Source organism: Pedococcus bigeumensis (assembly GCF_006438965.1).
GTDB lineage: Bacteria > Actinomycetota > Actinomycetes > Actinomycetales > Dermatophilaceae > Pedococcus > Pedococcus bigeumensis_A.
The window spans coordinates 284,709-297,893 of sequence record NZ_RCZM01000002.1 but is presented as its reverse complement, the minus strand read 5'-3'; the positions used below and the strand labels follow the sequence as shown (position 1 = coordinate 297,893).

Genomic DNA, 13,185 nt, shown 5'->3' with positions numbered 1-13,185 from the left:
TTGTGGTGACTGCCGGAGGCTACGTAGGCCCTGAGCTCGGCGGAAGTGACAAATGTCATGGGTGGCAGACTCGGCCCATGGAGGCTATCCAAGTGCTGCGTCCGATGGTCGACAGCGACATCCCCGATGTCCTGAAGCTGAACGCCGACCATGTCGAGCTGTTGTCACCCCTCGAAGCGTCGGAGCTCGCCGACCTGCGCCGCTGGGCCACCCGTGCAGACGTGATCGTGAGCGACGGACAGACGGCTGGCTTCGTCCTCGTCTTCGGTCCTGGCACGGACTACGGCTCGGCGAACTACCGCTGGTTCGGGGAGCGCTACGGGACCCGGTTCCACTACCTCGACCGCATCGTCATCAGCGACCGGTTCCGCCGACGTGGCCTGGCCTCTGCGGTGTACGAGGTGGTCGAGGAAGCCGCCCGGAGTCAGGGGCGACTCACCCTCGAGGTCAACATCGACCCTCCGAACCAGCCCTCGCTGGACTTCCACCGCGGCAGGGGCTATCTCGAGGTCGCCCAGCTCGGCGAGCCAGGCCATCGGGTCAGCCTGATGACCAAGGACATCTCCGACGAAAGGACGAGCGAAAACGTGACCTGACGCGGCTATGGTGCGTTGAGGAGTGCATAGCTGCCCGAGGGGGGCGGCAGAAGAGGGAGTTGGCTGATCGTGCTTGGGCTCGCGGGACGAGCCGGCGTGGCCGCGGGAGCTGTGACCGTCGCGATGCTGGCAGGGTGGGCACCGGCACACGCCGCCACCACGACCCCATCCACCACTGCGTCCACTTCCGTCACACCGTCCACGTCCGTCAGGGCCTCCGCGCCACCCACCAGCCCAGCGGGTGGGTCGACCACGGGCCCGTCGACACCGGGTTCCGTGACGACCGGCGCCGGCAGCGGCACGATCACGGCTGGTGCGACCGCGACGCCCGGAGCCGGCGGCGAGGAGACACTCAGCCCGGCTGAGCTTTCAGCCCAGATCGCCCAGGCCGACGCCCTCACCCGCGACCTCACCGCGTCGAACGCCGGCATCGCCGCTGCGGCGACCAAGCTTGACCGTCTCGCGCTGCAGGCCAATGCGCTGCTCCAGGAGTACGCCGCGGCCCGCGACGCCGAGCGGACGGCCCGCGAGGAGGCCAACCGCAACGTCCAGCTCTACCAGCAGCTGAGCACCCGGCTCGGAGAGGACCGGCGCGCCCTCGGTCAATGGGCCTACCTCGCCTATGCCGGCACCGGCGGCGCCATCAGCGACATGGGAACCCTCCTGGACACCCTCGCCAAGTCCGCCAGCGAAGCCAGTGACACCGCGGCGCAGCTGTCCTACCTGACCGACCAGCGGACCGGTCAGATCGAGCGGGTGCAGAACCAGACCCAGCTCCAACGGACCATCGCGATCAAGGCCGTGGAGGCCAGCACCAGGGCCACCGAGGCAGCGACCCAGGCTGCCGAGGCCAAGAAGAAGCTCGACGTCGTCGTCCAGGAGCAGAAGGCCCAGCTCGACGCCACCCGCCGGCTGCACGCCACTCAGGTCGCCAAAGCCGGTCCGGTCGCCGGGCTGCTCCTGGGCAGCGGCGACGCGGCCGCGATGGAGGCGTCCAAGCGACTGCGCGCCGCACTCGTCGTGCCCGGCGTCCTCGCCGACGGGTCGGTCAAGCCCTGCAGCACCAACGAGACCGAGTACGCCAACGGCAAGATCCCGGTGGCCGGGCTGTGCCCGCTGTTCGGTGCGGCTGGGCAGAGCCTGCGCCCCGGGGCCGCCGCCGCGTTCAACGCGATGAGCATCGCCTACCAGAAGGACACCGGCTCCCCCATCTGCGTCACCGACTCCTACCGGTCCTACGCCGAGCAGATCGCGGTCAAGGCCGTCAAGGGCAAGTGGGCGGCCACTCCCGGCCGCAGCGAGCACGGCATGGGCCGCGCCGTCGACCTCTGCGGCGGCATCAACAGCTTCGGCACCCCCGCGCACCTGTGGATGAAGCAGAACGCGCCGCTCTACGGGTGGTTCCACCCGGACTGGGCCGAGCCCACCGGTTCACTGCCCGAGCCGTGGCACTGGGAGTTCGCCGGCTAGTCACCGGCCCTTCAACGGCGTGCCGACTCGCCACGCGGTTTGGGTAGGAATACCCATCTGTGACGCGACGCGTTGTGCCACCCTTCACGCATGACAACTGAGGCGGCTGCGTCACAGTCGACGTGGGCCGAGCACGAGCGGTACAAGCGGCCCTGGTACTGGTACGACTGGGCCAACTCCGCCTTCGTCACGACGGTCGGCACGGTGCTGTTCGCGCCCTACCTCACCACGGTCGCGAAGGAGGCGGCCTGCCCCGGACTCGACGATGACGCGAGCTGTCACGTCGACCTGCACGTCGTCCCGGCTGCAGCCGACCTGCCGAGCGGGGTCTGGCAGCTCGCCCTGGTGCTGACGCTCCTCGGTCTGGCCGCACTGGTGTTCACCGTGGTCCAGATGGTCCGCAACAAGCCGGCCCTGCTACCGACGGTCATCCCGCTCGGCGTCGCGGCCGTGGGCGGCCTCGCGCTCGTCCTGACGGCTCCGCTCGACCCGGGGTCGGTCGCGTCCTACACCGTCACCCTGGCGACCATCATCTCGGCAGTCCTGCTGGTGTTCGTCGGCGCCATCGCCGACCGCACCCCGCGCCCGGCCAGGCTGCTCGGCGGCTTCGCCTGGGCCGGCGCGGTCGCGGCGTCGCTCCTGTTCTTCCTGCACGGGAGCAACTGGCGTTTCGGCTCGCTGATGATGATCCTTGCGACGATCGCGCTCGGGTCCTCTCTCGTCGTCTACGACGCCATCCTGTGCCGGATCGCCTCCCCCGACGACCGCGACGCGGTCTCGTCGCGCGGCTGGGCGCTGGGCTACCTCGGCGGTGGGCTGCTGCTGGCGATCAACCTGGTGATCGTGTCCAAGCCCGACCTCATCGGGGTCGACAAGGGCATGGCGGTGCGGATCAGCATGCTGTCGGCGGGCGTGTGGTGGGGGCTGTTCACGCTCATCCCCGTCCGTGGCCTCTGGAACCTCCGCGGCGGCGAGATCGCCCGTTCCGACCAGCCGTCCGCCGGGGTCGTCCGCGGCAGCTACGCGCAGCTCGGGCACACCTTCCGCGACCTGCGGACCTACCCGCACACCCTGATGTTCCTGCTCGCCTACCTGTTCTTCAACGACGGCATCCAGACGGTCATCTCTTCGAGCAGCCTCTACGGCGCCGAGGAGCTCAAGTTCGCGCAGGAGCAGCTCATCGCGCTGATCCTGCTCGTCCAGTTCGTGGCCTTCGGCGGCGCGTTGCTGTTCGGCCGGCTCGCCCGCAGCTTCGGCGCGTGGCGCACGATCCTCGGCTCCCTCGTCGCCTGGTCGGCCATCGTCATCGCGGCGTTCTTCGTCCCGGAGAAGGCGTTCATCCCGTTCATCGCCCTCGGCGTGCTGATCGGCATCGTGCTGGGCGGCAGCCAGGCGCTGAGCCGGTCGCTGTTCAGCCAGCTCGTCCCCAAGAGCCGCGAAGCCGAGTTCTTCGCGTTCTACCAGGCCATGGAGCGCGGGACGTCGTGGTTCGGCACGCTGCTGTTCGGCCTGGTCCACCAGCTGACCGACTCCTACCGCCCCGCCATCGTCGCGCTGATCATCTTCTTCGTCCTGGGCTACGTGCTGCTGCGCAAGGTCGACGTCCGTCAAGGGATCATCGATGCCGGCAACGAGGTGCCCGCCGTCGTGTGACTGTGAGTTGCATCACAACTGCCAACGAAACGGACGGCCGGAACGTCGGAACATTGCACGGGTCCACGGCGTTGTGCCGTATGAATCCCCGAGCCCCCACCCGAGCGGGCAGGGTACCAAGAACGTTGGGAGAACCCCGTCATGGCAGAGCGCACCCTCCGGGGCAGCCGAATGGTGTCGCACAGTCTCGAGACCGACGACCACGTCATCCCGAGCGAGCGACAGATCACGTCCTACGTGTGCCCCCTGGGCCACCGGACCGAGCTGCCCTTTTCGATCGAAGCCGAGATCCCGTCGACCTGGGAATGCCGTTGCGGCGAGGAGGCCCGTCTCGTCGACGGCCCCGAGCCCGAGGTCAAGCAGGTGAAGCACGTCCGCACCCACTGGGACATGCTGCTCGAGCGTCGTTCCATCCCCGAGCTCGAGGAGCTCCTCGAGGAGCGTCTCGTGCTCCTGCGCGAGTCCCGCGGCGAGAAGCCGCGGCGCAAGCGCACCGCCTGAGCCGTAGCACCAGACACCACGAAGGCCGCGTCCCGATCGGGACGCGGCCTTCGTCATGCCGGTATGCCGGGTGGTCGCGGCTAGAGGACCTCGCCCTCGATGACGTCTGGTCCAGAGGGCGGAGGTCCGCCACGGCCTGAACCGTCCGGCCCCTGCCCACGACTACCGCCGAAGACCCCACCGAGCAGCCGCTTGGCCACCACGGCCTCCAGCACGGTCCGGGCGATCGGGCGCGTGAAGGGCAGGATGAAGAAGAAACCCACGATGTCGGTGAGGAACCCGGGGGCCAGCAGCAGGGTGCCACCCACGAGCACCAGGGCCGCGTCCGCGAGCTGATGGCTGGGCATCTGGCCGGTGTTGAGGGCCTTCGTGAGCGCCTTCCAGGCGCGAGCCCCTTCGCGCCGGACCAGCCACGCGCCGAGGGCCGACTCGACCAGCAGCAGGGCGAGGGTCTGCCAGCCGCCGATGACCTTGCCGACCGCGATGATCGTGGCGATCTCCAGGACCGGGACGACGAGCAGCAGCACGAAGACGACGGCCAGCCAGCGGGGCCTGCGTCGCCGGGCAAAGGGCGTGCGTCCTACAGTCGGTGCCACGTGGGCTCCCTGCTGCCCAGCCGTCGCACCTGGTCGGCGCGGTGCGACAGGCCCCAGGCAGTGATCTTCTGGAGCGACTCGCGCATGATGTCGCCGCTCATCTTGGAGTCGCCGATCTCCCGCTCGACGAACGTGATCGGGACCTCGACGACGCGCAGCCCGAGCCGGACGGCCCGCTGGGTGAGATCCACCTGGAAGCAGTAGCCCTGTGACGCGACGTGGTCGAGCCCGATGGTCCGCAGGGCACTGGCCCGGTAGACGCGGTAGCCCGCGGTGGCGTCGTGCACCGGCATACCGAGCAGGGCCCGGGTGTAGATGTTGGCGCCGACGCTGAGCGCCTTGCGGTGCAGCGGCCAGTTGACCACGCTGCCACCACGCACCCACCGTGCGCCGATGACCAGGTCCGCGTCGTGCAGGGCGTCCAGCAGCGCAGGCAGCTGCTCCGGCTGGTGCGAGCCGTCGGCATCCATCTCGACGATGGCGCCGTAGCCCTCTTCCAGCGCCCAGGCGAAGCCCGCGAGGTAGGCGTTGCCGAGACCCTGTTTTCCTGGCCGGTGCAGCACGTGCACCTGGGGGTCGGCCGCGACCAGCTCGTCGGCGATCTGGCCGGTGCCGTCGGGTGAGTTGTCGTCGAGCACGAGGACGTCGGCGGAGGGCACCGCAGCCCGCACTCGCTCGACGATGCGGGGCAGGTTCTCGCGCTCGTTGTAGGTCGGGATGCACACGAGCACCCGTTCGATCTGGTCAGACAACGACGCGATCCCTTCGTGGTTGAGCCGGTGCGGTGGGTCCGTCCGTGGCGCGCTCGACCCTAGCGGTCCGACGCCGAAGCCACAGACCAAGTGCCAGGAGTGCCACGAACGCCAGCCCCGCGGCATACTCCGGCAGCGGACCCAGGCGGTCGGACACGGTGACCTCGGTGCGCACCACCGGCGACCCGTAGCGGGCCGCTGCGGTGAACAACGTGGTCTTGTCGACGTACGTTCCGTCGGGGTTGATGAAGCCGCTCACGCCCACCGTGGAGACGTGCACGACCGAGCGGCCGTGCTCGATGGCGCGGAGCCGGCTGATCGCGAACTGCTGCTCGGACTCGGCGGTGTACCCGAACGTCGCGTTGTTGGTCTGCACGGCGAGGATGCTCGCATCCCGGCCGGGCTGCAGGGTGGAGTCGCGCATCAGCCCGTCGTAGGCCACCTCGAAGCAGATCGTCGGGATGATCCAGTAGGGCCGCTCCCCCGCCACCGGCACCTCGAAGCCGCCCGGCTTGTCGCCCTTGGTGAAGTCGCGGGTGACCAGGTCGACCTTGTCGGAGAAGTTGCGGAAGAAGCTGCGGTAGGGGATGTACTCGGCGAACGGCACCGGGTGCTGCTTGATGTACCGCTGCGGATCCGGCTCGCCCGGGCGGTAGAACAGGCTCGCGTTCGAGATGTAGGGGGCCGGCCCGTTGAGGACCGCGCCGACCAGGATGGGCGCCTTGACGGTCTCCAGGGCGAGGCGGATGTCGGCGGCGGCGTCGGGGTTCTCGAACGGGTCGATGTCCGAGGAGTTCTCCGGCCACACGACCAGGCTCGGGGCGGGGTGTCCGGTGGCCACCGCGCCGAGGGTGCCCTGGACGTGGTTGTCCAGTACCTTGCGCCGCTCGGCGTTGAAGTCCAGCCCTGGCTTGGGCACGTTGCCCTGGACGAACAGCACCGACACCTTCCGTCCGTCCGTGGGTGGCGTCGTGGCCAGGGCGAGCCCGAGGGGCGCCACGGCGAGGACGGCAAGTGCGACAGCCAAGGGCCGGTATGCCGCGGCCTGGGCTCGGCGCGGCCGCCCGACCCGGTGGGTGAGCTCGCGAGCCGCCAGGTGCAGCAAGACACCGAGGCAGGCCACCGCGAAGGTGACACCGGGCGCTCCCCCGTACCGGGCGAACGGCGCCAGCGGGCCGTCGGCCTGGCTGAAGGCCAGGCGGGCCCACGGGAAGCCGCCGAACGGGGTGCTGCCCCGCGCCCACTCCTGCAGCACCCAGGCCAGGGGGACGGCGGCATACGCGAGGGGTCGAAGGCGTGAAGCGAGCAACGGGCGCTGAACCACCGACAGGACCGCGCACATGGCCGCGATGTAGAGCGCCTCGAGGGTGCACAGGGCCACCCACGGGAGGTTGCCGACATAGACACCGGTCCACGACAGGGTCGGGAGGAAGAAGCCGAGGCCGTGTCCGAGGCCGAGCAGGAGGGCCAGCCGCCACCGGACGCCGAGCGCCGCCGCGGACAGCAGCCCCACTCCGACCGGGGCCAGCCACCAGATGTCGTGCTCAGGGAAGGCGTAGGCGGTGAGGAGGCCGGAGGCCACCGCGGCGAGGAGGCGCACCCCTGCGCGCAGGGTGAGAGTCGGCTTCGGCACGGGACCACGGTAGGACACGGAACGGCCCGCGCTGCCGTTGGGACCAGCAAGGGGCCGACTGGGTGCCGACCTCCAGCTGTTGTCTACTAAGCACGCGGGCCGAGCCGCGTCCACCACCGCCTTGAGCGGGGCACCAGTTCGGGTCATACGTCACTGCTGGCGGGCGGTGGCTGCGCGCGCTAGCCACCGGGCAATGCGTACTTCTCCGGTCTGGCTTCCCCCTGGTCGACGGTTCCTCGATGAACAACCGTGGGCAAACTTACCCCCGAGACGGCGGCTGTCAACCCGGGGTTCATGGGCATGAGACAGCGTTTGCGCAGGTTCCGTGCGTGAGCCAAAACCGTTGTGCTGCAAGGAAAGTGCAGCCAATCGCCGAACGGTCGGCGTGTCGCGCGCGACACGCCGGTGGAGCGACGCACGTGCTGGTGCGTCGCCGGGCACGGCGCCGCTCAGGCGGTGGGCGCCGGTGGCGGAACCACGACGACTCCGCGGGCTGTCGTAGCCACGACAGGCGGGTCGAGCAGGTCGGCCGCGGACTCGCCTCGTGCGGGAGCGCCCCGGCCGACCACCCTCACCTCGAACTCCATCTCGCGGCTGCGGGTGCCGGCCCGGACCAGCCGAGCCTCGATCTCGATGATGTCGCCGGCTCGCACCGGCGCCTTGAACTGGACGTCGGAGTACGACGCGAACAGCCCCTCGTCGCCATCGGTGCGGATGCACATCTCGGTGGCCACGTCCCCGAACGCCGCCAGCGAGTAGGCGCCGTCGACGAGGTTCCCGGCGTAGTGGGCGTGGCTGTAGGGGACGTACCGACGGTGCGTGACGGTGAGCCCCACCATGGCCTCGGTGCTGTCGGTCATGACTTCTCCTTCGTGCGGGCAGGCGCGGTGGCGAGGGCGTGGACGAGGTAGCTGGCGACCTCGCCCGGGGTGGTGCCGCGGCCGAAGATCCGGTCGACCCCCAGCTTGGGGGCCGAGCCCTCCTCGAACCGCGGACCGCCGACGACGAGCAGCGGCACCTGACCGGCTGGGTAGGCCTCGCGGAAGGCGGCGCTCATCGTCGTGGTGTTGTGGATGTGGGCGTCACGCTGGGTGACGACCTGGCTGACCATGACGGCGTCGGCCTTCTCGGCCCGAGCGCGGGCGACGAGCTCGGGCACGAGGACCTGGGCGCCGAGGTTCACCACCTTGATCTCGCGGTAGTACTCCAGCCCCTTCTCCCCCGCGAACCCCTTGATGTTGAGGATCGCGTCGATGCCGACCGTGTGGGCGTCGGTGCCGATGCAGGCCCCGACGACGACGAGCTTGCGGCGCATCCGGGACTTGACCGCCTTGTTGACCTCGGTCGGGCTGAGCAGCGGGAACTCGCGCTCGACGACGACGACGTCACGTAGGTCGACGAGGTGGGTGGCGCTGCCGTAGACGACGAAGAAGGTGAAGTCGGGACCCATCGGCTTGGCGTGGACCAGGAGTGCCGGCTCGAGCCCCATCTTCTTGGCCAGCTGGAGGGCAGCCCCTTCGGCCCGTTTGTCGTGCGGGATGGGCAGGGTGAACGAGACCTGCACCATGCCGTCGCCGGTGGTGTCGCCGTAGGGCCGGACGATGTCCGGGATCTTCTTCGAGGGTGCGGCACCCTTGGTGCCGCCCTTGGCACCTCTCGCCGCATTCTTGGTCGCGCTCTTTGCCGTGCGCTTGGCGGGCATCGGGTCGAGCGGCATCGCCCGGTCGGTGGTGCGGGGGTCCTGTCCTGCGCGTGACTGGGTCATCGGGTCTCCCCCGTCTCGAGCAGCGTGGTGGCGGGGTTGTCGTAGCCGTCGGCCCGGACGACCACCCCGTCCAGGCCCTTGCCGGCGTTGGCGGGACGCTTCATCAGCCCGAAGGTGCCGTCACCGATGGCTTCGAGCAGGGGCGCCTTACCGGGCTCCTCGGTGATCTTGGTGAGCAGGTCGATCGCCTCGCCGAGGACGTGCCTGGCCCGCGTCTGGATGAACCCGTCACGCGGCGGGTGGAAGTCCTCGGTCAGGCCACCGGCCGCGTTGAGCACGTAGCGGACGTTCTGCAGGGCCAGGTCGCGGTCGGACAGGAACGGCGTGACGACCGCCTCGGTCATCATGCCGACGAGCAGGATCCCCTGGCCCGTCATGGCACCGACCAGGTTGAAGAACCCGTCGAGCAGGTAGCCGCGGAACACGTCGCCGGTCATGTGCTTGGTCGGCGGCATCCACTTGAGCGGCGCCTCGGGGAACAGCTGCCGGGCCAGCAGGGCGTGGGCCAGCTCCATCCGGAACGAGTCGGGGATCTCCGGGACGATCTCGAAGGCGTGCCCCAGTCCGAGCTGCCAGTCCTCGAGCCCGGCCTCCTTGGCGAAGTACTCGTTGAGCAGCTGGCTCACGGTGACCGTGTGGGCGGCTTCGACGGCGTCGGCGGTGGTGAGGTAGTTGTCCTCGCCGGTGTTGATGATGATCCCGGCGCGGGCGTGGATCTGGCGGCTGAACCGCTGGTCGACGAAGGTGCGGATCGGGTTGATGTCGCGGAACAGGATCCCGTACATCGAGTCGTTGAGCATCATGTCGAGCCGCTCGAGCCCGGCCAGCGTCGCGATCTCCGGCATGCAGAGCCCGGACGCGTAGTTGGTCAGTCGGATGTAGCGACCGAGCTCCTTGGACGTCTCGTCCAGGGCCGCACGCATGAGGCGGAAGTTCTCCTGGGTGGCGTACGTGCCGGCATACCCCTCACGGGTGGCACCCTCGGGCACGTAGTCGAGCAGCGACTGCCCGGTGGAGCGGATCACGGCGATGATGTCGGCGCCCTCGCGGGCGGCGTTCTGGGCCTGCGGGATGTCCTCGTAGATGTCGCCGGTGGCGACGATGAGGTAGATCCAGGGGCGCTGCTTGGGGTCGCCGTGCCGCTTGATCAGGCGGTCGCGGTTGGCGCGCTGCTTGTCGATCGTCCGTATGCCGCGGCTCACCTCTCGGCGCGCGTCCTTGGCTGCCGCGGTGGCGTCCTTGCCCTCGGGCAGCCGGAACTGGACCGACCCGCTGGCGGCCTTCTGCGCCAGGGTCAGCAGGTCGGGCGCCTCTCCCCTGCGCAGCGCGTCGTAGACAGGGCTGGTGATGCCGTGCTCCAACCCGACCTCGGCGCGGACCGCGTCCACGAGGTGGTTCACCCACGGGACCCGGTCGTGGTCGGCGCCCCCCAGGCCGGCGAGGCGCAGGGTGGCGCGCTCGACGCTGACGGTCGTGTGGCTCTGGGCCAGCTTGACCACGGGTCGGCCGGCCTTGCGAGCCAGGGTGCGGGCCCGGCGAACGTCAGCCGGGTCGAGGTCGAGGAGAGGTTTCACACGCGAAGACACGCGGCAAATCTAGCAGCGCGAGAGAGGATTTCCCGCCAGCCTGGCTCTTCACCGCAAATCCTGCCGTCACGGTGTGCCCAGGGCGGCGAGGACGCGCTCGGCCAGCGCGACGGCCGCGACGCCGTCGTCCGGACTTACCCGGGTCGGGCGACCGGTCCGCAGGTGGTCGAGGACGTTCCGCAGCTGGACCAGGTAGGGACTCTCGACATCGCGGCTGACCGGACCGTCGGCGTCCACCGCGCGGGAGTCCCACGTCACGGCACCCCTCGAACCATGCACGGCGTAGCTCGTGGCGAAGGCCGTGTCGGGTGGCCCCCACTGCGCCTCGACGGTGGTGGTGACCCCAGCCTCGTGGGACAAGGTGGCCCGGACCCTCCGATCCCCCGGGCCGATCCGCTCAGCGGTCAGCGTGCGAACCGGGCCGAACTGCCACAGCGCCTGGTCGAGGTCGTGCAACATCAGGTCGAGCACCACGCCGCCGGACTGGCCGAGGTCGTGGAACCAGCTGTCGTCCGGCGGTGCCGCCACCCGACGGGTGAACGCAGCGGAGCTGACCTCCCCCACCTCTCCGGCCTTCAGTCGCCGATGCAGTTCCTCGTATGCCGGGAAGTAGCGGACGACGTGGGCGGCGAAGAGCAGCACGCCGGCTGCAGCCGCTTCGTCGACGAGGGCCTGCGCTGCCACGGCGGTCCGGGCCAGGGGCTTCTCGCAGACGACCTGACGGCGGCTCGCCAGGGCCACCCGGACGACCTCGGCGTGGGTCGGCGTCGGTGAGCACACGTCGACGATGTCGCACTCGGCCACGAGGGCCCGCAGCGAACGAGCCACCCGGATCCCGTGCCGTTCGGCGAACTCGGTCGGTGGGCGACGGGAGTGGACGGTGACGTCGGCCCCCAGGATCTGCCAGGCCCGCACGTGCGGCTCGGCAATGGCCCCTGCGCCCACGAGACCAATGCGCAGGGTGTCTGCCCGGTCGTGGTGCGGGTCAGGAGTCAAGGGCACCAGAGTCGAAGACGGTCCGCCCGCGGACGACGGTTCGCTGGCAGGTGGGCGTGGGCGTACCCGGCGACAGGTCCGGCAGGCCGGGCGTGCCCGAGCGCGGATCGGTGGACCAGGTCTGGATCCGGTCGTCGGGCGCCTGCACCACGAGGTCGCCCACCTCCCACACGGCGAACGTCGCGGGCAGCCCGAAGTCGAGGTAGCCGCGGTCGTCGAACCCGGCCGCGCGCCACCCGCCCCGGGTGTGGGCGAGGAACGCGGACCTCGCCGAGACGCGCTGGTCGGCGTCGTGGTGGTTGACGCAAGCACGCACCGACTCCCACGGGGCGAACGGTGTCACCGGCGAGTCCGACCCGAGCGCCACGATCATCCCCGCCGCCATCATCGACGCGAACGGGTTCATCGGACCGGAGTCGCCACCAGCCCGACCGTGCACGCGGTCGGCACCCAGCCGTGCGGCATACATGCCCTGGTCGCCGCCCCAGAAGGCGTCGAAGGCGGGCTGGACGCTGGCACTCACACCGAGCTTGACGAGGCGCTCGATGCCTTCAGCGGAGATCATCTCGAGGTGTTCGAGCCGGTGCCGGGTCCGGGTCACGACGGGGGCTCCGACAAGGCCAGCCGCCGCCTCGAACCCTGCAATGGCTGTGTCCACGCCCGCGTCGCCGATCACGTGGAACCCCGCCTGGACTCCGGCCAGCGAGCAGGCAGCGACGTGGTCGCGCACCTGCTCGACGGTGAGGTACGCGTTGCCAGTGTGACCGGACGCATCTGCGTAGTCGGCGCGCAGATGGGCGGTGCGGGAGCCGATCGAGCCGTCGATGTTGAGGTCGCCGGCCAGGCCGCGCGCGCCACGCAGGGTGGCGACGTCGCGAGCCTCGGCCTCGTCGGCCACGAGCTGGGCCCAGTAGCCGATCGTCTGCGGACCGTCGCCGCGCTCCCCCGCAGCCAGCACCTCGGCGAAGTCGTCGGTCCCTGACAGGGTGCGCCCGCCGTTCTCCTGGACCAGCCCTATCCCGGCGGCGGCGGCGGACCGCAGCGCGAGGTCGATGTCGGCCTGCCGCTGTGCCGGCGTCACCGCGCCGTTGAAGGCCTCGCGCGCCGCGTGGTGCGCGTCCTTGGTGACCAGGCCGTCGCCCTCCCAGCCGGGCAGGTCACGGGCTCCGCTGGCTGCGGCGAGGGCCGACGAGATCACGGCTGAGTGGCCGTCGACGCGGGGCGAGTAGACCACGCCGCCATAGGTCGCGCGGTCCAGCTCGGAGCCCGTGTGCGCCCTGCGCTCGGCCCAGCCACCCTGGTCCCAGTTGGGGGCGTAGACGGGGCGACCCTGGTTCTTGCGGGCTGCGTCCTCGATGCGGCTGAGTGCCTGGACCACCGACTGGGTGGCGCCGAGGTCGACGCCCCGCAGGCCCGCCCCGGTCTGTGACGTGTGGGCGTGCGCGTCCACGAAGGCCGGCGTCACCAGGGCTCCGCCGAGCTCGACGACCTCGTCGACAGCGTCCACATGCACCGCCGCCGCGTCGTCGCCACCGATCCAGGCGATGGTGCCGGTCGCGTCGTCGACCACCATCGCGTTGGCGAACGGGTCGATGGGGGTGTACACGAAGCCGCCGCGGTAGAGGGTGGTCACGTCC

The 13,185-nt window shown here is 70.3% G+C and carries 12 protein-coding genes; 4 read left to right on the top strand and 8 right to left on the bottom strand.

Going from position 1 to position 13,185, the window contains the following annotated elements:
• Window positions 1–77 precede the first annotated feature (77 nt).
• The 4 genes from EAH86_RS06275 (at window position 78) to EAH86_RS06260 (ending at window position 4,220) form a co-directional block, all read left to right on the top strand.
• A complete protein-coding gene (locus EAH86_RS06275) occupies window positions 78–596 on the top strand; it encodes a GNAT family N-acetyltransferase (protein ID WP_140737787.1) in 519 nt (172 codons plus the stop codon).
• A gap of 276 nt (window positions 597–872) precedes the next feature.
• A complete protein-coding gene (locus EAH86_RS06270) occupies window positions 873–2,066 on the top strand; it encodes a M15 family metallopeptidase (protein WP_241668233.1) in 1,194 nt (397 codons plus the stop codon).
• Window positions 2,067–2,156: 90 nt separating this feature from the next.
• Window positions 2,157–3,719 carry an MFS transporter gene (locus EAH86_RS06265; RefSeq protein ID WP_140737785.1) on the top strand — a complete coding sequence of 521 codons (1,563 nt, stop codon included), beginning with the start codon at window positions 2,157–2,159 and terminating at the stop codon, window positions 3,717–3,719.
• A 141-nt stretch (window positions 3,720–3,860) separates the two neighbouring features.
• Complete coding sequence (locus EAH86_RS06260; protein WP_140737783.1) at window positions 3,861–4,220, top strand: RNA polymerase-binding protein RbpA; 360 nt, start codon at window positions 3,861–3,863, stop codon at window positions 4,218–4,220.
• Window positions 4,221–4,300: 80 nt separating this feature from the next.
• Here EAH86_RS06260 and EAH86_RS06255 read toward each other — a convergent pair whose 3' ends face one another.
• The 8 genes from EAH86_RS06255 to EAH86_RS06220 form a co-directional block, all read right to left on the bottom strand.
• A complete protein-coding gene (locus EAH86_RS06255) occupies window positions 4,301–4,816 on the bottom strand; it encodes an FxsA family protein (protein ID WP_140737781.1) in 516 nt (171 codons plus the stop codon).
• Window positions 4,801–5,568, bottom strand: a complete 768-nt coding sequence (locus EAH86_RS06250; RefSeq protein ID WP_170212774.1) for a polyprenol monophosphomannose synthase — start codon at window positions 5,566–5,568, stop codon at window positions 4,801–4,803. The genes EAH86_RS06255 and EAH86_RS06250 overlap by 16 nt, the downstream gene beginning before the upstream one ends.
• Entirely contained in the window at window positions 5,561–7,201 is a 1,641-nt protein-coding gene (lnt, locus tag EAH86_RS06245) for an apolipoprotein N-acyltransferase (protein WP_241668232.1), read from the bottom strand. Before lnt ends, EAH86_RS06250 begins: the two co-directional genes overlap by 8 nt.
• Window positions 7,202–7,650: 449 nt before the next feature.
• The gene (locus tag EAH86_RS06240) at window positions 7,651–8,061 is read right to left on the bottom strand and encodes a hotdog domain-containing protein (protein ID WP_206665751.1); all 411 of its coding nucleotides are present in this window, start codon (window positions 8,059–8,061) and stop codon (window positions 7,651–7,653) included.
• Window positions 8,058–8,966: an OAM dimerization domain-containing protein gene (locus tag EAH86_RS06235; protein WP_241668231.1), complete on the bottom strand. Its 909-nt coding sequence runs from the start codon at window positions 8,964–8,966 to the stop codon at window positions 8,058–8,060. The genes EAH86_RS06240 and EAH86_RS06235 overlap by 4 nt, the downstream gene beginning before the upstream one ends.
• Window positions 8,963–10,552 (bottom strand): lysine 5,6-aminomutase subunit alpha, encoded by a 1,590-nt coding sequence (locus tag EAH86_RS06230; protein WP_241668230.1) that lies wholly within the window; start codon window positions 10,550–10,552, stop codon window positions 8,963–8,965. Before EAH86_RS06230 ends, EAH86_RS06235 begins: the two co-directional genes overlap by 4 nt.
• Before the next feature lie 66 nt (window positions 10,553–10,618).
• Window positions 10,619–11,548 carry a Gfo/Idh/MocA family protein gene (locus EAH86_RS06225; protein ID WP_161988579.1) on the bottom strand — a complete coding sequence of 310 codons (930 nt, stop codon included), beginning with the start codon at window positions 11,546–11,548 and terminating at the stop codon, window positions 10,619–10,621.
• On the bottom strand, window positions 11,538–13,181 hold the full coding sequence (locus EAH86_RS06220) for an amidohydrolase (RefSeq protein WP_338325229.1): 1,644 nt from the start codon (window positions 13,179–13,181) through the stop codon (window positions 11,538–11,540). The genes EAH86_RS06225 and EAH86_RS06220 overlap by 11 nt, the downstream gene beginning before the upstream one ends.
• Window positions 13,182–13,185: the final 4 nt, after the last annotated feature.

Coding starts and splice junctions, on each gene's coding strand:
- EAH86_RS06275 (WP_140737787.1), top strand. CDS start 78: ATGGAGGCTATCCAAGTGCTGCGTCCGATGGTCGACAGCGACATCCCC.
- EAH86_RS06265 (WP_140737785.1), top strand. CDS start 2,157: ATGACAACTGAGGCGGCTGCGTCACAGTCGACGTGGGCCGAGCACGAG.
- EAH86_RS06260 (WP_140737783.1), top strand. CDS start 3,861: ATGGCAGAGCGCACCCTCCGGGGCAGCCGAATGGTGTCGCACAGTCTC.
- EAH86_RS06240 (WP_206665751.1), bottom strand. CDS start 8,061: ATGACCGACAGCACCGAGGCCATGGTGGGGCTCACCGTCACGCACCGT.
- EAH86_RS06235 (WP_241668231.1), bottom strand. CDS start 8,966: ATGACCCAGTCACGCGCAGGACAGGACCCCCGCACCACCGACCGGGCG.